Source organism: Polyangiaceae bacterium (assembly GCA_020633235.1).
Taxonomy (GTDB): Bacteria; Myxococcota_A; Polyangia; order Polyangiales; family Polyangiaceae; genus JACKEA01.
On record JACKEA010000002.1, the window covers coordinates 1,060,204 to 1,080,057 of the forward strand.

Below are 19,854 nucleotides of genomic sequence, written 5' to 3' on the forward strand. Positions count from 1 at the left end.
GGGCCGTGCTCAAGCCAGGGCGGCGCTATCGCGATATCGAGCGAGGCGTGCTTCGTGAGGAAGCAGCGTGCCCGGCGCCATCGCACCCTGAGCTTCGTTGCGACGTGCGAGCTCCGCGAGCGCCCTCAGCACCCGAGCCAAGCTCTCGTCCGTGGGATCGGCTCCGCTCGCGTCGTTCATCACCATGAAGTCGAGCGTCCCGCTGTGCGCCACACCAACGGGCGCCCCCCGCCGCTGACACAAATGGACCCGCGCTGTGCGGCCGGACTGGTGCTCGAGCACCAACACGGCGGCTCCGGATTTGACGTCCGTCAATTCGCGAACGGACCAAGCGAGCCCTACGTGGTCGCCCACCTGCAGCGGTTCGAGCAAAGGTGCAACGCTCCCGCTCTCCATCAGTCGTGACAGGGGCGAAGCCTGTGCACTGCCCGCTGCCAGTACCGTGACGCTGCCCGCGAGCAGCCCTTGGATGAAGTCGCGTCGCTCCATACCGCCTCCTGCATGCAGCATATCGCGCCCTCCCCACCGCTGCAAAGCCGCGTTTTTGCTACCAATGTGGGCAGACACGGACCTTTGACTACATGTCCTCTGAGCGTCGCCCAACCACAGCCCACACCGTGAGCACCCAAGGGAAGTAGACGTAGCCCAAAGCCATTGCGATGCCCCCGTGGAGCAGCGTCGCAGCGACCGCAAAGGGCAGCCGCATCCGCGGCCAGATCATCACGACTCCGGACAGCTCGATGACGAGGGCCGCGACCGCGACTCCCGCCACCCAGGGGGGCTCTCCGCCAAGCTCATCCGGAGGCGCCCCAGCCAGGTGACGGGGTCCGCTCGCTCCGCGATCAGGAGCGCTACCGCGCCACTTTGCACGAAGGCCAGGCCGCTGCCCGAGAGCTTCGAGATCCCGCTCACGACGTAGGCACCCCCTACCGCCCCCGCCGCGGCGTCCCAGGCCCGCGGTCCCTGGCGCGTGAGGGTCGCGATCAGCCAACCCGAGAGCGCGATGAACGGTAGGTACTTCGCGTGGTGCTCACCGCTCCCTCCAATTCGAAGGGCATCGATGACGGACCCTGCCGTCGCCAACGCGAGCACCAACGCTGCCGCAGCGGTGGTAGCCCGACCAAGCGCAAACGCCACGATTCCCAGCGTCATCGCGCACAGGAGCGCCACCGCAATCGCGGGCGACCAAGAACGTCCGGGTTGCATCAAGAGATCGTGCCCCAGCGCGAACGTGCCGCTGCCGAGGGCGATCGCGAGCGCTACCCGGGCGCGCTTCATCGCGGCCACGCGCGCCCCCGTGCGACGACGTCCACCGGGCCACGCAGCACTCGCCCTTGGGAGATGCGCACGGGGACGTAGCCGTACTCGATGCGCACGGGTCCGGGCGTCGTTCCCGAGTGGCTGGCAATCCAGCGACGGTCCTCGTCCACCCGATAGTTCATGGAGCACGGTCGCGTGCCTGGACCCAGCGCCTGTGCTTCCAAGCCCACGTAGCGATCGAAATCGCTGGCGCGAGCAACGACGCCGTCCGCCAGCAGCACGGGTACCGCGCCCTCTGTTCGTCGCCCCAGCGTCGAATACATGCTGAAGCGTGAGAACGGGAACCACTCGCCGACGATCAGCGCGATCACCACGTACGCCACGAGGGCGACGGCGGCGACCCTGGCTCGACCCATTCCAGGAGTGTATCGTCATCTGTCCCGTGCCATGGCCATCGTTCGCTTTGCCGGCTTGAATCTGACGTCGCGAGCAGCACAAGGTGCCACTCTGCTCGACGCGGCCCGCGCCGTCGGCGCGCCCGTTGGCGGCGAATGCGGCGACGGGTCCTGCGGCGAATGCCGCGTGCGCGTCCTGTCCGGCGCAGCGCTGCTGTCCGCTGCGGATCCCAGCGAGCAGAGCGGCCGCCGCGCGTGCACGGCGCGCATCGAAGCAGACGGCGAGCTCGACGTGGACATCCTCACGCAGAGCGTCCAGGCCTGGCTTCGGACGGCCACGCCGGAGCAACGCGGCAGCGCGCGCTGGCTGCCGCCCAAACCGGTGCCGCGGCGCGCCCTCGACGCTCTTTTCCAGGCCTCGGACGCGTGCTTCGGCGGCTCGGCGCCCATCGCGGAGCTGGTGAATTTCGACGTGGCACGGCGTTGGGCGCGACGCTTCAAGGTGGACGTGTCCTTCGCCCTCGGCGCTGCGCGACGCGCTCGCTTCTCGATCAACGACAAGGGCGAGCCGGTGGAGCTCCGCGCACGGCTCCGCGCGCGAAGCTCAGAGCTCGGCATCCACGCCGCGTTGCTCGAGCGCCTGTTCGCGATCTCCCCCGCCGGGGAAGTGCAGACCACGCTGGGCGTGAAGTGGCGTCCGGGGGACGCGTCGCCGGAACGCGTGAGCGTGTACTTGGAGGAGCTGGGCGCGTGCGCGCGCGGCGAGCAGATCCGTGCTGACGTGCTCGGTCTCGGTGGCGCCACTCCACCGCCCCTGCTGGGTGCGCCCAACGCCGTGGCGTTGGATTTCGCCGCGGGCAAGCTGCACTCTGCCAAGTGCTACGACGTCCTGCGCCACGCCGTCGGCGACGCGCCACCCGCGCTGCCCGCAGGGCTCGACGCGCTCTGGAGTAGCCTTCCCCGCCATCGACGCGGCACGTTGAGCACGATGCTCGCCACACGTCTGCTCCCGGACGGCAGGCTCGCCGGCCATAAGCTGCTGTGGATGACCGAGCCCGAGCTCCCGGGCGACGCCGACGTCGCCTGGCACGAGGTGGATCGCCGCATTGCCGCGCTTTCGGCGCCGGATCCCGCGATTGTCGGCGCCCTCGACACGCTGCGCGGACGTTTTCCGCAGCCCGGCGTGATGCTGTTTCCGGATCTCGTCGCCTTCAACGTGAGCGTCGACGGAGACCCGGAGGCCCTCATCATCCACGCCTCCGTCCGCTGATATTGTTGGTCCGGCGCGAGCCCCGGCGTGAACGTCAGTCTTTGACCAGCGGCAGGGGGCGGCGCCGCGCGAGGCGCTTTGCTTCGCGCTCGCGTTGGATCACGGCGAGGGGATCCGGCGGCGCTTCTCCGGGAGGCGCGAAGCCCGGCAAGCTCGGCGACGCGGCTTCTGGCGGCCGCGCCGTGGCCAGCCGCGCCGGAGGGGTCGGAAAGATTCGCTCGAGGCGCGCGGCCACGCGCTCCGCTTCTTCGCCGCTCTCCAGGGGCGTCAGCTGAGCGAGGCCCTGGTCCCGCACCATGTTGATGTGCGCGCCCTCGCAGCGATCGTTCACGCGGCAGTCCGCGCAGCGCACGCTCTTCGCGCGGTAGTGGGAGCGCACGTGGTAGCGCGCCAGGGAGCGAATATCGAGACGACCGCTCTCGGCGTCGAACAGGTCCTTTTCGAGGATGGCCCGCTCTTCGATCCACTCCGCCTTGGGCGTCAGGCACGCCGGCAGCCCGCTCACGCGGATCGGCAGATCGAGCACCTTGAAGAAGGCGCGGGGCTCCCGCACGTCCTGATCCCGCGCCTCTTGCATGTGCTCGTGGCTGGGTTGGTGCACGCGGATGCGATCGAGGAGCTTTGCCGCAAGCTCCCGATGCTCCAAGAGCCAATCCCCGGTCGCCAGATTGAGCTCGATGTCCACGTCTACCCCGCGCGGCAGCGGGCGGCCGAGCCAAGCGTCGAGCTGCTCCGCGCGCCGCGCGACCAGGATCGCGTCGCCCAGGTCTTCGGGGATGGGCTCCGCGGAGGCGACCACCGCGTACACGCCCGTGGCGGCGCCACGCTCCACCGCCGCGAGGGCGGCGAAGCGCTCCACTTCCACGCCCAGGCGGGTAGCGCCGAAGGGCAGCTCCGCCAGGGGCTCCGCCGGCGGCGCGCCCACCCAGTACACCTCGAAGGACGCCGCGTGCTGCGCGGCCATGGTTCTGTCCATGGTGGTGCAGAACGGCTCGATGAAGCAGTGCGGGCAACGCTCGGCGTGCCGGCAATCCAGCGCCTTGCCTTCGTCCAGGTAGCGGCGCACCTGGAAGCGGCGGCCGTTCACCTCGTCCAGCATCTTGTGCGGGTCCTGGATCAGATCTTCCAGGCCCTCCAGGTAGGAGACGGGGAAGCGGTTGGTCCACACCACGAAGCGCGGATGCCGATTGAGCCGGAACACCTTCTGCAGCACCGGCAGGTGATCGCGCACGTCGTAGAACAGCTCGTCCCGGTGGTCGAAGGCCGCCGCCTGCGGGATCACGTGCAGTAGATCGAACTCCGTGACGCCGAGGCTGATGCAAAGTTCGACGATCTTGTCGAGCACGGCGACGTTCTGCTTGTTGATGACGACATCCACGTTCACGATGGGCCGGCCATCCCGCAGGGAGCGGACCAGGCCCTTGATCAGCCGTTTGAACGCGCCCTCCGTCTGCGTCAGGCGATCGTGAAGCTCCGCCGTGTGCCCGTGGAGGCTGAAGGTGATCTCCCCGAGCCCCGCGTCCATGCACTTGTCGAAGAAGTCCTTGTCCGCGAGCCGGTAACCGTTGGTGACGGTCTGCACCCGCTCGTAGCCCCGGCCCTTGGCGTAGCTCACCAGCTCCGCGAAGGCCGGATGCAGCGTTGCCTCACCGCCGGAGAGGATCAGCTTCACGGCGCCGAGCTCGTCCCGACCGCGATCGATCTCCCGCTGGATGTCCGCCTTGTCCAGATACACGTTGCGCGGCGTGTCCGAGTCCAAGCAGAAGATGCAGCGGCTGTTGCACGCGGTCACCGCGCGCACCCAGTGCTTCGGGATGTTCGCGACGCGCTCGCGCCACAGCATGTAATCGGCGTCGGGGCTTTGAGTCATGAAGCCGAGAACAAGGTAACACGGCTGGCGAAGGTCGTCCGCCCGCGCGGCGCGTCCCTGCTTCGAACGCGCTTCACGCTGCCGGTGGTTCCCCTCCTTCGAGGGTTCCGAATCGGCTCGCGGCGAACCGACGTTCCTTCAGACTTTGGGTAGCAGCACCTGGATGCCCAGCTCTCGCTCCACGGCCTCTGCGAACCGGCGGTGGCGTTCGTCCGGTTTCACCAGAAGGTGCACTTCATCCACACCGGCGCGCGCGAGCTCCGAGATGAGCGCGTGGGCCCGGGTGAAGCTCCCGAGGCGCGGCAGCCCCACGGCCACCCGCAGCCGGAGCTCCGACGGGCACTCGGCGTTGTCGCGCGCGATGGCATGAAGCTCGCGCAGCGTGTCGGCGTCGAAGGCGTCGGCCCACAGCGCGAGATCCGTGCACCCCGAGCGGCCCAGACGCTCGGCGTCCCCCGGCGCCAGGCGCGACGTGAGCGCCCACACCGTTGGGCGCGAAGCACGCGCGAGCTCGGCAAAGTGCTGCGGCCGGAGGCCATCTCTTGCCGCCACCACGTGCTGCCCGGCGCTCGCGACCTGGCCAAAGGGCGGGATTCGCACGAGCGGCGCGCGCAGGCCGCTGCCGCCGCGGTGGTCCCAGTACTCGTGCCACGCTCCACCACAGCGGGGGCGGAGGGCGCACTCGCGGCAGGGCGGACCGTGACGCTTGTTGCCGGTGTTGTCGAGACCGCGGGCGCGATGGCGCGCGCCCGAAGAACGCGCCGCGGCGGCTTCGATGGCCTCCACGCTGCGCTCCGGATCCGCCGCCCACCCCACGCAGGCCGGGAGCCCGCAGTACGGGTTCAGCACCAAGATACCGTGGGCGGCGGCGCGTCGGAGCGCTTCGGGCACCTCTTCGGTGAGGGCCGCGTAGTCCGGCATCAGCTCGGGATCCTTCCGCGCACGGCCGTGCGGCTGCACCGCGGACAGCGAGATCACCTTCACTCGCGGCAAGCGCTCCGCCACGAAATCCACGTAGCCCGCGACGCGCCGCTCGGTGACGCGCGCGATCACGGGGTTGAGGGTCACGCTCACGCCGACGTCCAGCAGAGCATCGATACCCGACAAGCAACGCTGGAAGGCGCCCTCGAGACCGGCGAGCCGATCATGCAGCGCCGGGTCGTCCGAGAGCAGCGACACGAAAGCCGAGGTGAGCCCGGCGTCCACCAGCTCCCGGGCATAGCCCGCGTCCAACAGCACCGCGTTCGTCTGCAGCTCCACGAAGCGGACGCCGCCCTTCCGCGCGCGTGCAATCACGTTCGCCAGGCGCTTCCGGTACAGCGTGGGCTCGCCCCCGGAGAGCGTCAGGGTCTGCTCGCCGGACGCCACGAAGGCGTCCAGCTCCCGGAGCAGCTCCGCCTCCGGCGGCGTCGGCCGCTCGTAGTCTTCCACCGGCACGTTGCAGAACGGGCAGCGCTCGTTGCACGCCATGGTGACCCGCAAGAGCCCCTTCGTTCGGTGGTGCTCTTCCCCCCGCAGCACGTTGAGCCCGGTCACGCGATCATCGTATCGCACGTGGGCGCCGTCGGCGATTCGTGCGAGAGTTCTGTCATCGCCGTGACCACCGAGCTGCCGCCTGGCTTTCTGACTCTTCCCGCGGATGGGGATCGCAGCGTCGCCCAGCTCGAACGGAAGCTGTCGCTGCTGGTGCTCGAAACATTGCTCACGGTGCGCGCGCCCGGACTACCCCTCGCGCGCCTCGCGGCGTTCCTCACGCAGATCGCCCGGAGCACGCACAAGAACGCGCTGCTCGCGGCCCTCGCCAACGCGGACGTGCGCACGCCGCTGCTCGCGCTCCGGAGCGGTCTGGTTCGTCCCGAGGTCGCCCTCGCAGATGCCGTTCCCGCGCTGCTCGCGGCGCTGGGCAAAGCAGAAGACTCGTTTCTGTGGGACGCGCCCGTCAGCCGCCTGTTCGATGCGCGCCGCCACCGCGTGACGCGCTTCGATCCCCCCGCCCAGGGATTGCTACTGAACGCGTCCGGCGCGGAGCTCCGTTCCGCCGACGGTCGCCTGCTCGACGTGAGCCAGCTCGACGCTGAGCCCGAGCTCTTTCCCCTCGCGTCCGGACCCCTGTTCGCCCTCGCCGACGACAATCCCCTGAGCATGATGGAGGAGCATCCGGAAAAGTCCGGCAACGCCATCGACCTGGGCGGTCGCCCGCGACAAGAGTGGACCGAGACCCTGGACGACGCCCTCGGCGTCATCGCCACGGCCCTCCCCGCCCTCTCGAGCGAGCTATGCGAGAGCGTGCAGCGCTTCGTGCCGGTCGGTTACCACGCCGAGCGCCACCTGTCGGCGTCCTACCGCGAGGCGCCGGGCATCGTGTACCTCACGCTGCATCCGTCCCTGCTCACGATGGCAGAAGCGATCGTCCACGAGAGCCAGCACGGCAAGCTCAACGTGCTGCGCTGGTTCGATCCCGTGCTGCAAAATGGCGACAGCGCCTGGAGCGCGTCGCCGGTACGCCCGGATCTCCGTCCGCTGTGGGGCGTGCTGCTCGCGGTCCACGCCTTCGTTCCCGTCGCCGCGCTGCACCTGGTGCTCGCGGAACAGGATCACCCGCTGTCCCGCGGCGAGCCCTTCGCGCGCCGCCGCGCCGAGGTGCTCTCGGCCAATGAGCACGGCCTTTCCACCTTGCGAAAGCTCGGCGAGCCGACCCCCGTCGGAAAGAAGGTGCTCACCGGCCTGGAAGAGATCCACGCCGCGGTCAGCGCCCAGGCGCCCAGCCGCCAGAGCGACGCCACCGTCAGCGCCCTGGGCTGATTTTCATTGATGTCGCTGCGGCGCGAATCCCGTCGCGCCCGCGCGGTTCCGCGTTGCACCGACAAGAAAACGCCACGAGCGCGGACGTCGCGACAGGACCAGAGGAATCCAACCGCCAAGACGCCAAGCTCGCCAAGACCAGAACATTGGGGTTGCAAACCCGATGCCAGTCGCAAAAGCATCGCCCCCACTCACAGACACGGCTTCTGTCTCTACCCTGCTCCGCTCGAAACCAGTCTCATCGACTTCCAACCACGACCAGAGGAATCCAACCGCCAAGACGCCAAGCTCGCCAAGACCAGAACATTGGGGTTGCAAACCCGATGCCAGTCGCAAAAGCATCGCCCCCACTCACAGACACGGCTTCTGTCTCTACCCTGCTCCGCTCGAAACCAGTCTCATCGACTTCCAACCACGACCAGAGGAATCCAACCGCCAAGACGCCAAGCTCGCCAAGACCAGAACATTGGGGTTGCAAACCCGATGCCAGTCGCAAAAGCATCGCCCCCACTCACAGACACGGCTTCTGTCTCTACCCTGCTCCGCTCGAAACCAGTCTCATCGACTTCCAACCACGACCAGAGGAATCCAACCGCCAAGACGCCAAGCTCGCCAAGACCAGAACATTGGGGTTGCAAACCCCGATGCCAGTCGCGAAAGCATCGCCCCCACTCACAGACACGGCTTCTGTCTCTACCCTGCTCCGCTCGAAACCAGTCTCATCGACTTCGAACCACGCGTTTGATGCCACGCTGAAGCACGTCGACGTTGAAGTTGATGAGCAGACCCAAACGATGTCGCGTGGCCTTCAGGTAGGACAGCACTTGTGCCCAGTGGATCGGCGCAATGCTCTCCACCGCCTTGAGCTCGACCACGAGCTCGTCTTCCACGAGAAGATCGAGCCGTGCTTCGCCCACCAATTCGCCCTTGTATTTCACTCCAACTGGCACTTGTCGCGCGAACCGAATCCCGTGCAGTGCAAGTTCCACACACAGCGCCTCCTCGTAAACGGCCTCCAAGAAGCCAGGGCCAAGGCAGCGGTGTACTTCGATCGCGGCGCCGATTACGCGGCGTGCCAAGTGGTCGATCTCCGCGCTGGGTTCTGCCATCCCAGCATCCTTGGCGAGCTTGGCGTCTTGGCGGTTCACTCTCCCTACACGACCACCTCGAGCATGCGGTTGCGTGGAAATCTCCGTACGCTCTTCGAACGGAGCCGATGACGCGCGGCAGGGCAATCGCGCTCGGTGGTAGTTCGACCTCGCGCTTCGAGGGCGGCTCCCGTAATCTGCGAGGATGCGTCGCTTCTTTGCTCCTGCGTTGCTGTTCATTTCGGGATTGTTCTTGGCGGTCGCCTGTGGCGGCAGCTCCGGCGGGGACACCGCCGGCGACTGCGGCAAGTGCGCGGCGGGCGAAGTGTGCAAGGGCGGCAAGTGCGTGGGAACGGACGCGGGCACCGGCGGCACCGGCGGCGGCGGCGGCACCGGCGGCATCGAGGGCGGCATCACGGACAGCGGCATCTGTCCTCCCGGCAAGGAGTGCGCGGGGAGCTGCTGCGGCTCGAAGGAGTTCTGTGCGCTGTCCACCGTCTGCGCGCCGGAGCAGCCGCCCTGCACCACCAACGACGACTGCTGGTTCGACAGCTACTGCGAAGGCGGCGTGTGCATCCCGTACGAAACGCCGCCGAGCAAGACCAACGACGCCACCTGCAAGGTCGACATTCAGATCGACAAGATCCTGCCCGCGGTGCAATGCCGTTGGACGGGGCCGCCGGCGGGGGACCCCTACCCCAATCACGTGCACGTGATGTCCACGCCGGTGGTGGTCGACTTCGATCTGGACGACGACCCGAAGACGCTGCACCCGTCCGTCGTTTTCACCACCTTCCCCACCGCCGGCAGCTATGGCAACCCCGGCGTGCTGCGCGTGATCGACGGCAGCGATTGCTCGAACCAGTTCACCATGCCTGCGGCCGCGGACGCCACCATGAGCCCGGCGTCGGTTGCGGTGGGCGACATCGACGCGGATGGCCGGCCGGAAATCGTGGCCGCGGCCCACGGCGGCGGCGTGCTCGCGTTCCACTGGAATGCCGCCAACAAGGCCTTCGAGCGCATGTGGCGCTCCGGGCCCTGCGCCACGCCCGCCGGCCCCCCCACGTCCGCGGACACCACCGGCGGCAGCGACAAGTGGAGCGGCCCGAGCCTTCACGACCTGAACGACGACGGCAAAGCCGAGGTCATCTACGGCGCCACCGTGTACGACGGCCAGACCGGCTGCATGCTGAGCAGCTCCCTCGGCTTTCCGGCCTACCACAAGGGCGTGGTGCCGGTGATCGCCGACGTGGACGAAGACGGAAAGATGGAGCTCGTGCTCGGCAACGGCATCTACGAATGGTCGGCGGGAGACTGGGTGGCGGAGAGCTACTTCAAGCTGAGCGCAGGCACCCCCGCCGGGCAGGTGGCGGTGGCGGATCTCGGCAACTACCCGCTCTCCACCCTCGGCGGTCAGGATCGCGCGGAGATCGTCGTGGTGAGCGCCGGAACGATCCGCGTGCAGACGCTGGAAGGCACCGTGGTGTTCGGCCCGGTGAGCATCCCCGGAGGTGGCAGTGGCGGACCACCCACCATCGCGGACTTCGACGGCGACGGAAAGCGGGAGTTCGCCAGCGCCGGCGGTACCCAATACGCGGTGTTCGACTTCGACTGTCTCGCCGGCGGCGTGGCCGCGGACTGCAACGGCCAGACGAAGACCGACGGCGTGCTGTGGACGCAGCCTTCGCAGGACGGCAGCTCCAACGTGACCGGCTCCAGCGTGTTCGACTTCGACGCCAACGGCTCCGCCGAGGCCGTGTACGCCGACGAGTGCTTCTTGCGCATCTACGAGGGCAAGACCGGCAAGGTCCTGTACAGCGCAGCCCGCTCCAGCGGAACCACCTACGAAAACCCCGTGATCGTGGACGTGGACGGCGACTACCGCACGGAGATCGTGTCGGCCGTCAACGACTACGCCGGTACCCTCGGTTGCCCCGCCACCGACCCGCTGTTCCCCAGCGCGCAGTTCGCTCAGAACCACGGCATCGTGATCTTGCGCGACGAGCAAGACCGCTGGGCCGCGTCGCGACCGGTGTGGAACCAGCACGCCTACGCGGTGACCCACGTCGGGGATCTGGGACAGCTGCCCAAGACCTCGCAGGTGGCCATCAACTGGAAGGACCCGAGCCTGAACAACTTCCGGCAAAACGTGCAAGGCGGACTGGAAGCGCTGGGCGAGCCGGATCTCACGGCCGGCGGCGACGTGGGTCAGGTGAAGTGCAACGGTACCGTGGCCACCATCGAGGCGCGCGTGTGCAACCGCGGCACGCTGCCCATGGTCAGCGGAACCGAGGTGAGCTTCTTCAAGGACTCGGAGACCGGTGCCCTGCTGTGCACCGCCCCGATTCCGACTGCATTGGGCGTCGGTGAGTGCAGCGTCGTGAGCTGCGACGCGGATCTGGGTGGCTCCGTGGTGGACGTGTTCGTGAAGGTCGACCCCCAGGGTTTGTCCAAGGAGTGCCACGAGAACAACAACGCGGCGGTGTACGAGGGGGTGGGGTGCGGCCGAGTGCCGCACTGAGCACGCCTGGGCGCCGACGCGCGCTGTTCTTCGGGCTGTACGCGTGCGAAGGCGCGCCCATCGGCTTCATCTGGTGGGCGCTGCCGGCAAAGCTCCGCGCCGCCGGAGCGCCAGTGGAGGCCATCACCGCACTCACGGCCATGGTGGTGCTGCCCTGGACCTTCAAGTTCCTGTGGGCACCCTTGATCGATCGCTTCGCGCGGAGCCCGCGGCAGCTCTCGCGTTGGATCTTCGGGGCGGAGCTGTGCATGGCGCTGACGCTCCTGCCCCTGCTGAAGCTGGATCTGGCGGCGAGCATGGGGCCGCTCACGGCGCTCTTGGTGGCCCACGCCCTGTGCGCCGCCACGCAAGACGTGGCCATCGATGCCCTGGCCATCACCACCGTTCCCGAGGCCGAGCGCGGGTCGATCAACGGCTGGATGCAAGCCGGCATGTTGCTCGGTCGCTCGCTGTTCGGCGGCGGCGCGCTGGCCGCCCAGCGCTTCGTCTCCTTTTCCACGGTGGTGACCGGCGTCGTGATCTGGCTCCTGGCCTTCGGCGCGCTGGTGCTCACGGTGCGGGCGCCGGCCCGGCATCGTGAGCTCGCGCCGGTGTTGCCGAAGCTGCTCGCCGCCCTCCGCCAGCGGGAGACCTGGCTCGGCCTCGGCATCGCGCTCACCGTGGGGGCCGGCTTCGAAGGAGTGGGCGCCCTGGCGGGGCCGTTTCTCATCGACCACGGTCAGACCCCCGAGCGCGTGGGCACCCTGTTGTTCCTTCCAGCGGTGGTGGCCATGACGGCGGGCTCCCTGGGCGGCGGGCGCCTCGCCGATCGCTTTGGCGTCGTGCGCACCACGGCCGCGGCGGTGTTGGCCGTTGCCGTCGCCGCGGGCGCCCTCGCCCTGGCGGCGCGGGCGGGCGCCGGCAGCACCACGCTGCTGGTGCTGTTGGCGGCGGTGTATCTCGGCATCGGCCTGCTCACCGCCAGCTCCTACGCCCTCTTGATGCGCCTGACGGACGAGCGCTTGGCGGCGACGCAGTTCAGCGCCTTCATGGGCGCCACCAACGGCTGTGAGGCCTGGTCCGGCTGGGTCGGCGGGCGCATCACCCACGCCGCCGGCTACCCCGCGGCCTTCGCCGTGCTCGCGCTGGCGTCTTTGGTCTCGCTGCCGCTGATGCGGGCGCTGAAGCGACGCTGATCAGAAGCGCGCGGAGACGACGCTGGTCTTGCCGGCGCGGGCCATGGCGCCGCGCACCAAGCGCTTCTTGCCGCTGATGAACACGATGGTGTGCGCGCCGGGAGCAACGGCCACGCCGAGCTTGGGCGTGGTGCCCAGGGGGCGGCCATCGAGCACCACGTTGGAGACGGGGATCGAGTTGATGTTCAGGCGCGCGCGCGCGACGGACACGTAGGCCGGCCGCGGCGTGGGCTTTGCCACGGGCTTCGGCGCGGGCTCTTCTGCGACGGGTGGCAGCGGCGCGGGCTCTGCCGACGGCAGCGCTGCGACCTCGGCCACCGGCGTGGGCGCCGGCGCGGGCGTGACGGCTGGAGGCGGCGGCAGGGGCGCGGCTTCGTGGCGCAGCTGGAAGTGGATGTGGCGGGGCGAGCCGTCCCCCGCGGTGATGGGATGCACCGGCGGCGATTGGTAACCGTCCGCGCGCAGCGAGATCCAGTGCGCGCCGTCTTCCAGATCCAGCTCACAGGGCAGCGCCGAGCACTTCGCCACGCCGTCTACGAAGACCGTGGCTTGGGCGAGCGGAGCGCCGGCCAGATCCGACGCGGTGACCATGCGCGTGCGCGCCGCCAAGCGGGCGTCCGCCACGCGGCTCACGAGGGCGGAGAAGATCAACGCCACCATGCCGACCGCGAGAACCGCAGCGAGCACCGCCAACCACGGGCGACGCCGCGCCACGCGCCGACTGTTGCGCACGGCATCGAGCAGCCAATCCCGAGTGGACGTCATCGTCGACTCGGCCGGCTCCAGCGGCATTTCCAGCCGCGCCGGTGGGATTTCCGGCGGCGGCCCCCAGCCCGGCGCGAAGGCCTCGTGCCGATGAGACGCCGGCTCCGTGGGCAGCGCGCGCTCGAGGGCCCGCGGATCGCTCACGAGCTCGTCGTGGACGACGACGCTGGGCGCCGGGATCGGCTCCACCGATTCCGTCTGCTCCACGAGCAAGAGCTCGTTCACTTCCACTTCCGGCAGCTCCGGCTCGGGCGCCGACGAACGCACGAAGGCCGGGATCGGCGGCAGCGCACCGCGCGACGGCTCCGGCACGCGGGGCACCGGCGGCAAGCTCGAGAGCTTTGCCCGCGGCGGCAGCACCGGCGGAGGCGGCAAGCTCGACACGGGACGCGGCGGTGCGCTGGCGGGACGCGGCGGCGCGCTCAGCGGCGGCAGCCGACCCGGACGCGGGGGCGGAGCCGAAGGCCCGCGCAAGGAGCGCGCTGGTGGCGCCGAGGGCGGACGCGGCACCGGCGGCAGCGAGCGCTGGGGCGGCTTGGGATGCGTGATGCTCTCGGTGTCGCCCCTGCGCGGCAGCTCGTTCGTGCGCTGATCCCAGTCCTCCGTCGCTTCTTCCACGTCGATGCTGGGCAGCGTGCGGGCGCGCGCGGCTTGCCGCAGCATGAAGCGCTGTGGACGCACCAGGGGGACGGTGACGGTGTCCTCTTCGTGGTGCCATCCGCGCGCTGAGGGCTGGGACATGGTGGAGCTCCTGGGCCGAGCATCGGCCGCGTTACCTAGACTACATCGGCTCACACTCGAACACACGCCGCATCTGGGCAGAGCTGAGGAAAATCCTTCAGTGAGACGAAAAAGATCTGTCCCGAGCGCCCAAGATCTCGCGCCCTCCGCGGTCCATCCCGATGACGGCCGCTGCCGCTCTGCTGCCGCTTCCGGCGCGAGCGGGTCAGCGCTCGGTTCATCGGGAGGATCACGTGCAGGACGCGGAAGAGCGAGTGCGGATGGCGAAGGAGCGACTGGAACGCGAAGCGCGAGCGCGCGCCGTTCACGCCGCGGAGGTGGAGCACGCGCGGCAGGACGCGGAAGCGCGCCGCCAAGCGGAGATCATCGCGCTCGAGCTCGCGCACCGCGAGCGCATGACGCGAGTTGGTGGAGGGCGGAGCCGTTGGGCGTGGATCGCGACGGGCATCATCGTGGTGCTCGGCGCCGTGACCATGGTGTCGTGGGTGCACGCGGATCGGGGACAGGGCGAGCAGCCGAGCCTAACGAAGACCGAGCCCGCGAAGGAGCGACGCGCCCTGCGCACCGTGGAGCTCGAGGGCGAGCCCGCCGAAGGGACGCGCCGTCGGGACGAAGCCGCTCCCGCGCCGATCCGCGCTCCCGCGCCGAGGCAACGCGTCGTTCCCGCGAAGCCACCGCCAGCGGAGAAGGCGCCGCGCGCGTGCCCCAACAGCGGCGATCCGCTCGACGGTTGTTTGTAGCTCAGGCGCGCCGCCGCGTGCCGAGGCCGGCGAGGGTGAGCACCAGTGCTCCCGCCCAGGTGAGCCACAGTCCCGCGAAGGTCGTGTTCCACCGATGCGCGCGACCTCGAAGGCGCTCCACGCGAGCAGCCCGAGCCCCACGACCAGGGCCAGGGTGGCCGCAGCGCGCCGGTCGAACAGCGCCGCCACACCGGCCGCGATGGCCCCCACCGGCAGCGCGTACAACAGCCAGTACGCGGAGCTTCGCTCGCGCAGGAAGCCGAGCACGCCCCAGCCGTCCACGAACAGCCCGCCGCCCAGGCCGCGCAGCCCCACCCAGCCCATGCAGAACCCCACCACCACCAGCACCGCGCCCGAGAGCACCCAGGGATTGCCACGCGTCATCGTCGTCGACCTCCAGCGGAGGCGCCCACGTCGTCGCCTCGCCCCTCGCTGTACGCCCTCGGGCCGCCAAAGCTCCCGAAACTAAGCGCTTCGGGATCGATAACTGACAGTGATTGTTGGTGCGGCGCGATACCCGTCAGTGCCCGACGGTACTGGGCGCCGGAGGCGGCGTCGCGGCGCCCCCCAGGAGCTTGATCATGATCTTCACGAAGTCTCCCTCGGTCAGGATGCCGACGAGCTTCTCGTCCTTGTCCACCACCGGCAGGCAGCCGAGCTTCGCCTCCCACATGAGCTTGGCCGCATCCAGGAGCGTGTCGTCGGGGCCGATGGTGACCACGTCGGCGCGCATGATCTTCTTCGCAGGCTGCTTGCGGATCACTGCATCGCGCTCGTTGGCCGACGCGGACAAGAAGCTGCTGAAGGCGTGGAGCAGGTCCCGATGCGACACCAGGCCGACCAGCTTGCCGCCTTCGACGACTGGTAGGTGTCGGAAGTGAAAGCGTTGCATCCCCTCTTCGAGCTTCTCGAGGGTGTCGTTCTCACCGATGGTCACGACCTTCTTGGTCATCACGTCGGATACGGTCTTGGGCAGGTCCGGCATGGTGTTCAGCGTCCTTGAGTGAAGGCGTTCGGGTGACGGGCGGAGGCGCCGGGTTCCCGTCGCGCGGGAATCGGCCCGCGGTACGGATACTTCGGGGCCCGAGGCGCTGCAATGTCTCCACGAGCGCGGCAGGGACGCGCCGAGGGCTTCCGCGGCGGGCCGACATCCCCATGAAAATCCATTGATTATGGCCGGTTAGGGCGGCTGTGGCGGGAGTGCTGGTTGCCTTTTCCAGGACGGGGCCGGTTACGATGGGATCATCAGGAGGTTTTCATGCTATCCCCTCGCTCCTCGTTCCTCGTCCTCTCCTCCCTCGCTCTATCTCTAGCGGTGATGGTGCTCTCGGCCAACGCGGAGGCGCAGATCAAGCAGCCGGGGGCGCACCCCAGCTACGACGTGGAGCTCGAGCCGCACCTGGTGCTGGACTGGGGCGGTCACCCCGGTCCGGACGACGACGACGCCCTGGGCCTCGGCCTGCGCGCGACGATTCCGTTCTTGGACAACGGCCCGGTCAGCAAGATCAACAACAACATGGGCATCGGCTTCGGCTTGGACTGGGCCCACGACGGCAACGCTTGTAATCGTTACTTCTACGCCGGTCGCTACTACCCCTGGGACTGCACCATCGATCGATTCCACTTCCCCATCGTGGTGCAGTGGAACTTCTGGCTGACACCCATCGTGAGCGTGTTCGGCGAGGCGGGTCTTCAGATCGAGCACGACCGCTGGAGCATCGACAACGCGCAGTGCATCGACTGCGACAGCTCCGACACCGGCGTGGACCCCGTGCTGTGGGGCGGCGGGCGCTTCCTGTTCGGCAAGGGCAGCACCGTTGGGGGCGTGGTGCGCATCGGCTGGCCCTACATCTCGCTGGGCGTCGGGATCCTGCTCTGACCGTCCACTCTGTCGAGCTCCAGCTGGACGCCGAGAGCGTGGCGCGGGTGCATGCCGCGGCGCGACTCGGCGTTCGGCGCGGCGATCACGTCACCTTGGCGCGCTACGGCTCGCGAACCGAGCTGTCGGCGGCGGCGCTGCCGGCGGGGCTATCCGTGGGGCAGCGGGTGAGCTTCGTCGCGGTGGCCGAAGCGCTGAGCGACAAGCTCCAGGCGTGGGTGGTGGAGATCGGCGGCAGCACCCGGCGCCCCTTCGACGGCGGCGTGCTGCACGTGACCGTGAGCCGCAGCGAGGGCGCGCGCTCCAAGGACGCCAATCTGCTGCTTTCGACGGGCGAAACCGCGCCGCTGAACGTTCCGCTGTCCGGCACCGTCGCCTGGGTGGAGCGCTGAGGCTCACTCCAGCGCGACGGGCTCCCCTCCGGCGGCCCGAACGGCGCGGGCGATCACGTTCACCCAACTGACGCACGCGTCGAGCAGCACGGGATCGGAGCTCACCAGCTGCGCCGCACCGTGGAGCCGCTCGACCACGCTGCCGAGCTTCTTGAGCTCCATCGGACGCTTCTTGCTGGAGCGACTCGCAACCCAGCCCCCGAGCGTGTCCGCTTGCGGATGGCTCGCGTCGATCATGAAGCGGGCCACGGACGGGCGCGCGGCTTCCACGGCGTCGGCCACCAGCTGAAACGCGCGCTCGTCCAGCGCGCTGCCGCGGCGCCAATTGGGATCGATCACCACGCCGGCAGGGCTCGACAGCAGCGGTGCGCCGGTGAGGGCCGCGCTCACGGTACCGAGGGCGCTCTCTGCATCCACCCGCAGCGGGCGCTTGGCGATGTCCTCCCACTCGAGCTCGCGGGCGATGTGATGGGTGGTTTTGGCGCGCACTGCGGCGAGCGCCACCAGCGCTTGTCGTTCGTCCGCAGACAGCTCGAGGTGGTCCGCCACCAGCTCGCTCACCGCACGGGAAGGATAGCCGCGGCTCAGCAGGTATCCGGCGTCCTCGATGGCCCGCCGGAGCTTGCCCTGGGAGAGGCTCGTCATGCTGCCCCTTTACAATGGCACGCCGGGTCGCATCATTGACGCGTCGTGCCAAGCTGGTCGGACGCCTGGATTTCGTGGCTGTTTCTCGCCGTGTGCGCGGCGGGGGCGGGCTTCACGCTCAACGCCCTGAGCCCTCTGAAAGGCGGCCGGCTGCTGCGCGTCCCCGCCTTCTTGTCGTCGTGGATCGTGGGCGAGGCCGTGGCGCATCACTTCGCCTGGCAGCTGATCGCCACGTTGGTGTTCGCGTGGGCCGGAGCGCTGCGCTACTGGCCCGGCTGGCTGGGGCTCGCCCTCACGCTGGTGTCCTGGGGAACGCTGGTGGTGCTGTTCCGGCGGGGCCGCTCCGCACGGCACGTGGTGGAGCAGAGCCTCTCCGGTTTCGTGGCCGCCGGAGCTTGGCCTCCGGTGCCGTGGACCAAGCTGTGGCTGCCGCTGTCCATGGGACGCCGCGGCGTCCGGCGGGTTCGCGACGTGGAGTACGGGCGCGTCGGCAACAAACGCTTGAAGCTCGACGTGTACCTGCCGGGCGAAAGCAAAGGGCGGCGCCCCGCGGTGCTGCAGATCCACGGCGGCGCCTGGGTGCTCGGCACCAAGCGCGAGCAAGGGCTGCCGCTGCTCTATCACTTGGCGAGCCACGGCTGGGTCGGTTTCAACGTGGACTACCGCTTGAGCCCGCGCGCCACATTTCCCGATCAGCTGGTGGACATCAAACGTGCACTGGCGTGGATCCGCGAGCATGCCGACGAGTACGACGTGGATCCGAGCTTCGTCGTCGTCACCGGCGGCTCCGCGGGCGGCCACCTGACGGCGTTGATGGCGCTGACGCAGAACGCCCCGCAGTACCAGCCGGGCTTCGAGGACGCGGACACCTCGGTTCAGGCTGCGATTCCCTTCTACGGCGTGTACTGCTTCGTGGATCGCCTGGGGCTGTTTCCGAAGGAGTTCTTCACGCTGCTGCTCGAGCCCTGGGTGATGAAGAAGAAGCTCGCCGATGCCCGGGAAGCCTTCGTGGCGGCGTCCCCCATCGATCAGGTGGGACCCGACGCCCCACCTTTTTTCGTGATCCACGGGGATAGAGACACGCTCGCGCCCGTACAATATGCCCGCGCTTTCGTCGCCGAGCTTCGGAAGGTGTCGCGTGCGCCGGTGCTCTACGCAGAGCTTCCGGGGGCGCAGCACGCCTTCGACATCTTCTACTCCCCGCGCACCGTGAGAGTCGTGGAAGCGGTGGAACGGTTTCTGGACGAAGTCCATCGGCGTTCCGGACAGCGCGTTCGTGCCCTGCCGGACGTCACCTCGCCCGCCACGCTCGAACCCGCGGCGAGTCTTTCGGATTGACGACGCCCGGACCTCAGGGGACCATCTGGAATCGGACTCGGGACGGCGCGATGGCGGCGGTCCATCGCGCTACGGCCCGTGCTTTGTGAAAATCTGGAGACCCCAATGAAGTGGACCTTGAGCATCGGCTTGATTCTCGGAGTGGCGGGCGCCATCGCGGCGTGCAGCAGCGATGACGGCGGCAAGAGTGGCACCGGCGGTACCGACGGCGGTATCGGCGGCTTCGCCGCAGCGGCCGGTACCGGCGCCGCGGGCGCTGGCGGCACAGGCGCCGGCGGCAGCGGTGGGACGGCCACGGCGAGCTGCCAGGGCAATTGCGGCAGCGCAGATCCCGTGGGCGATCCCGGCTGCTACTGCGACTCGCAGTGCCAGAACTTCGGCGACTGCTGCGACGACTTCGCGTCCGTGTGCGGCGGCACCGGCGGCGGTGGAGGCGGCACCGTTACGCTGCCTGCGGGTTGCGTCACAGGAGGCATCACCGTGAACTGCAACCCGGTCACGAACGAGGGCTGCGATACCGCGGGTGGCGCGGCCTGCGACCTGGGTCAGTCGGCGCTGCAGTGCTTCCCGGACGGCAATACTACGCCGAAGGGCGGCGACTGCGACAACGCCAACGGCCCGTGGTGCCAGCCGAAGCTCCACTGTTCCAGCAGTGGGACCGGGGGCGCAGGCGGCGCGGGCGGAGCAGCCGGGGGCAGCGGCACAACCACGACATGCCGGAGCTTCTGCTGCGCCGGTACTGATTGCGCTGCGGGCGAGACGTGCGTCCCGTTCGACTCGCAGATCGGCACCTTGGGTGTGTGCCTCGGCGGCGGCACTGGTGGAGCCGGTGGAGCTGGCGGAGCAGCAGGCGCAGCCGGAGCGGCAGGCGCAGCCGGTGCAGCGGGTACGGCGGGCGCAGGTGGAGCAGCCGGCGCCGACGGTGGCACCAACTGATAGCGTTGTGTTCGACACGGCGCGGGACCTCGCGAAA

General features: G+C 69.1%; 20 protein-coding genes. 9 read left to right on the forward strand and 11 right to left on the reverse strand.

All coding sequences use genetic code 11. The features are described 5' to 3' along the window. Positions 1-9: 9 nt before the first annotated feature. The 4 genes from H6717_15215 to H6717_15230 form a co-directional block, all read right to left on the reverse strand. On the reverse strand, positions 10-489 hold the full coding sequence (locus H6717_15215; protein ID MCB9578373.1) for a hypothetical protein: 480 nt from the start codon (positions 487-489) through the stop codon (positions 10-12). Positions 490-577: 88 nt separating this feature from the next. Next, on the reverse strand, positions 578-772 hold the full coding sequence (locus tag H6717_15220; GenBank protein ID MCB9578374.1) for a hypothetical protein: 195 nt from the start codon (positions 770-772) through the stop codon (positions 578-580). Beyond that, a complete protein-coding gene (locus H6717_15225) occupies positions 721-1,278 on the reverse strand; it encodes a hypothetical protein (GenBank protein MCB9578375.1) in 558 nt (185 codons plus the stop codon). Before H6717_15225 ends, H6717_15220 begins: the two co-directional genes overlap by 52 nt. Beyond that, the gene (locus tag H6717_15230) at positions 1,275-1,676 is read right to left on the reverse strand and encodes a hypothetical protein (protein MCB9578376.1); all 402 of its coding nucleotides are present in this window, start codon (positions 1,674-1,676) and stop codon (positions 1,275-1,277) included. The genes H6717_15225 and H6717_15230 overlap by 4 nt, the downstream gene beginning before the upstream one ends. A 31-nt stretch (positions 1,677-1,707) precedes the next feature. Here H6717_15230 and H6717_15235 point away from each other — a divergent pair, with 31 nt between their 5' ends. After that, complete coding sequence (locus tag H6717_15235) at positions 1,708-2,925, forward strand: (2Fe-2S)-binding protein (GenBank protein ID MCB9578377.1); 1,218 nt, start codon at positions 1,708-1,710, stop codon at positions 2,923-2,925. Between the two features lie 34 nt (positions 2,926-2,959). On the opposite strand, the gene H6717_15240 is transcribed toward H6717_15235, so the two are convergent. Continuing rightward, complete coding sequence (locus H6717_15240; GenBank protein ID MCB9578378.1) at positions 2,960-4,795, reverse strand: radical SAM protein; 1,836 nt, start codon at positions 4,793-4,795, stop codon at positions 2,960-2,962. Between the two features lie 138 nt (positions 4,796-4,933). Then, the gene (locus tag H6717_15245; GenBank protein ID MCB9578379.1) at positions 4,934-6,331 is read right to left on the reverse strand and encodes a radical SAM protein; all 1,398 of its coding nucleotides are present in this window, start codon (positions 6,329-6,331) and stop codon (positions 4,934-4,936) included. Positions 6,332-6,391: 60 nt separating this feature from the next. Here H6717_15245 and H6717_15250 point away from each other — a divergent pair, with 60 nt between their 5' ends. After that, positions 6,392-7,597 (forward strand): hypothetical protein, encoded by a 1,206-nt coding sequence (locus H6717_15250; protein MCB9578380.1) that lies wholly within the window; start codon positions 6,392-6,394, stop codon positions 7,595-7,597. 719 nt (positions 7,598-8,316) lie between these two features. Here H6717_15250 and H6717_15255 read toward each other — a convergent pair. Continuing rightward, positions 8,317-8,706, reverse strand: coding sequence for a GxxExxY protein (locus H6717_15255; GenBank protein ID MCB9578381.1), 390 nt, complete (start codon positions 8,704-8,706; stop codon positions 8,317-8,319). Between the two features lie 184 nt (positions 8,707-8,890). Between H6717_15255 and H6717_15260 the strand changes: the two genes are divergently transcribed. Together H6717_15260 and H6717_15265 are read left to right on the forward strand one after the other, a co-directional pair. Beyond that, complete coding sequence (locus H6717_15260; GenBank protein MCB9578382.1) at positions 8,891-11,206, forward strand: VCBS repeat-containing protein; 2,316 nt, start codon at positions 8,891-8,893, stop codon at positions 11,204-11,206. Then, positions 11,185-12,381 (forward strand): MFS transporter, encoded by a 1,197-nt coding sequence (locus H6717_15265; GenBank protein ID MCB9578383.1) that lies wholly within the window; start codon positions 11,185-11,187, stop codon positions 12,379-12,381. Before H6717_15260 ends, H6717_15265 begins: the two co-directional genes overlap by 22 nt. On the opposite strand, the gene H6717_15270 is transcribed toward H6717_15265, so the two are convergent. Further along, positions 12,382-13,887: a hypothetical protein gene (locus tag H6717_15270; GenBank protein MCB9578384.1), complete on the reverse strand. Its 1,506-nt coding sequence runs from the start codon at positions 13,885-13,887 to the stop codon at positions 12,382-12,384. Between the two features lie 161 nt (positions 13,888-14,048). On the opposite strand from H6717_15270, the gene H6717_15275 reads away from it, so the two are divergent. Further along, positions 14,049-14,627, forward strand: a complete 579-nt coding sequence (locus H6717_15275) for a hypothetical protein (GenBank protein ID MCB9578385.1) — start codon at positions 14,049-14,051, stop codon at positions 14,625-14,627. Position 14,628: 1 nt separating this feature from the next. Here the strand turns inward: H6717_15275 and H6717_15280 are convergent, their stop codons facing one another. Further along, positions 14,629-14,748, reverse strand: coding sequence for an LPXTG cell wall anchor domain-containing protein (locus H6717_15280; GenBank protein MCB9578386.1), 120 nt, complete (start codon positions 14,746-14,748; stop codon positions 14,629-14,631). A gap of 399 nt (positions 14,749-15,147) precedes the next feature. Further along, complete coding sequence (locus tag H6717_15285; GenBank protein MCB9578387.1) at positions 15,148-15,612, reverse strand: CBS domain-containing protein; 465 nt, start codon at positions 15,610-15,612, stop codon at positions 15,148-15,150. A 273-nt stretch (positions 15,613-15,885) separates the two neighbouring features. Between H6717_15285 and H6717_15290 the strand changes: the two genes are divergently transcribed. Then, complete coding sequence (locus tag H6717_15290; protein MCB9578388.1) at positions 15,886-16,506, forward strand: hypothetical protein; 621 nt, start codon at positions 15,886-15,888, stop codon at positions 16,504-16,506. Positions 16,507-16,544: 38 nt separating this feature from the next. Continuing rightward, positions 16,545-16,898, forward strand: a complete 354-nt coding sequence (locus H6717_15295) for a hypothetical protein (GenBank protein MCB9578389.1) — start codon at positions 16,545-16,547, stop codon at positions 16,896-16,898. A gap of 3 nt (positions 16,899-16,901) precedes the next feature. Here H6717_15295 and H6717_15300 read toward each other — a convergent pair whose 3' ends face one another. Beyond that, positions 16,902-17,543: a DUF434 domain-containing protein gene (locus H6717_15300; protein MCB9578390.1), complete on the reverse strand. Its 642-nt coding sequence runs from the start codon at positions 17,541-17,543 to the stop codon at positions 16,902-16,904. A gap of 78 nt (positions 17,544-17,621) precedes the next feature. Here H6717_15300 and H6717_15305 point away from each other — a divergent pair, with 78 nt between their 5' ends. Both H6717_15305 and H6717_15310 read left to right on the forward strand, forming a co-directional pair. Next, positions 17,622-18,881 carry an alpha/beta hydrolase gene (locus H6717_15305; GenBank protein MCB9578391.1) on the forward strand — a complete coding sequence of 420 codons (1,260 nt, stop codon included), beginning with the start codon at positions 17,622-17,624 and terminating at the stop codon, positions 18,879-18,881. Between the two features lie 105 nt (positions 18,882-18,986). Beyond that, positions 18,987-19,817: a hypothetical protein gene (locus H6717_15310; protein MCB9578392.1), complete on the forward strand. Its 831-nt coding sequence runs from the start codon at positions 18,987-18,989 to the stop codon at positions 19,815-19,817. The last annotated feature ends 37 nt before the right edge of the window (positions 19,818-19,854 follow it).

Bases quoted from the DNA above. Each gene is read 5' to 3' on its own strand.
- H6717_15270 (MCB9578384.1), bottom strand. From the start codon at position 13,887: ATGTCCCAGCCCTCAGCGCGCGGATGGCACCACGAAGAGGACACCGTC.
- H6717_15285 (MCB9578387.1), bottom strand. From the start codon at position 15,612: ATGCCGGACCTGCCCAAGACCGTATCCGACGTGATGACCAAGAAGGTC.
- H6717_15235 (MCB9578377.1), top strand. From the start codon at position 1,708: ATGGCCATCGTTCGCTTTGCCGGCTTGAATCTGACGTCGCGAGCAGCA.
- H6717_15310 (MCB9578392.1), top strand. From the start codon at position 18,987: ATGAAGTGGACCTTGAGCATCGGCTTGATTCTCGGAGTGGCGGGCGCC.
- H6717_15215 (MCB9578373.1), bottom strand. From the start codon at position 489: ATGGAGCGACGCGACTTCATCCAAGGGCTGCTCGCGGGCAGCGTCACG.
- H6717_15225 (MCB9578375.1), bottom strand. From the start codon at position 1,278: ATGAAGCGCGCCCGGGTAGCGCTCGCGATCGCCCTCGGCAGCGGCACG.
- H6717_15275 (MCB9578385.1), top strand. From the start codon at position 14,049: ATGACGGCCGCTGCCGCTCTGCTGCCGCTTCCGGCGCGAGCGGGTCAG.
- H6717_15255 (MCB9578381.1), bottom strand. From the start codon at position 8,706: ATGGCAGAACCCAGCGCGGAGATCGACCACTTGGCACGCCGCGTAATC.
- H6717_15290 (MCB9578388.1), top strand. From the start codon at position 15,886: ATGCTATCCCCTCGCTCCTCGTTCCTCGTCCTCTCCTCCCTCGCTCTA.
- H6717_15230 (MCB9578376.1), bottom strand. From the start codon at position 1,676: ATGGGTCGAGCCAGGGTCGCCGCCGTCGCCCTCGTGGCGTACGTGGTG.
- H6717_15300 (MCB9578390.1), bottom strand. From the start codon at position 17,543: ATGACGAGCCTCTCCCAGGGCAAGCTCCGGCGGGCCATCGAGGACGCC.
- H6717_15260 (MCB9578382.1), top strand. From the start codon at position 8,891: ATGCGTCGCTTCTTTGCTCCTGCGTTGCTGTTCATTTCGGGATTGTTC.
- H6717_15240 (MCB9578378.1), bottom strand. From the start codon at position 4,795: ATGACTCAAAGCCCCGACGCCGATTACATGCTGTGGCGCGAGCGCGTC.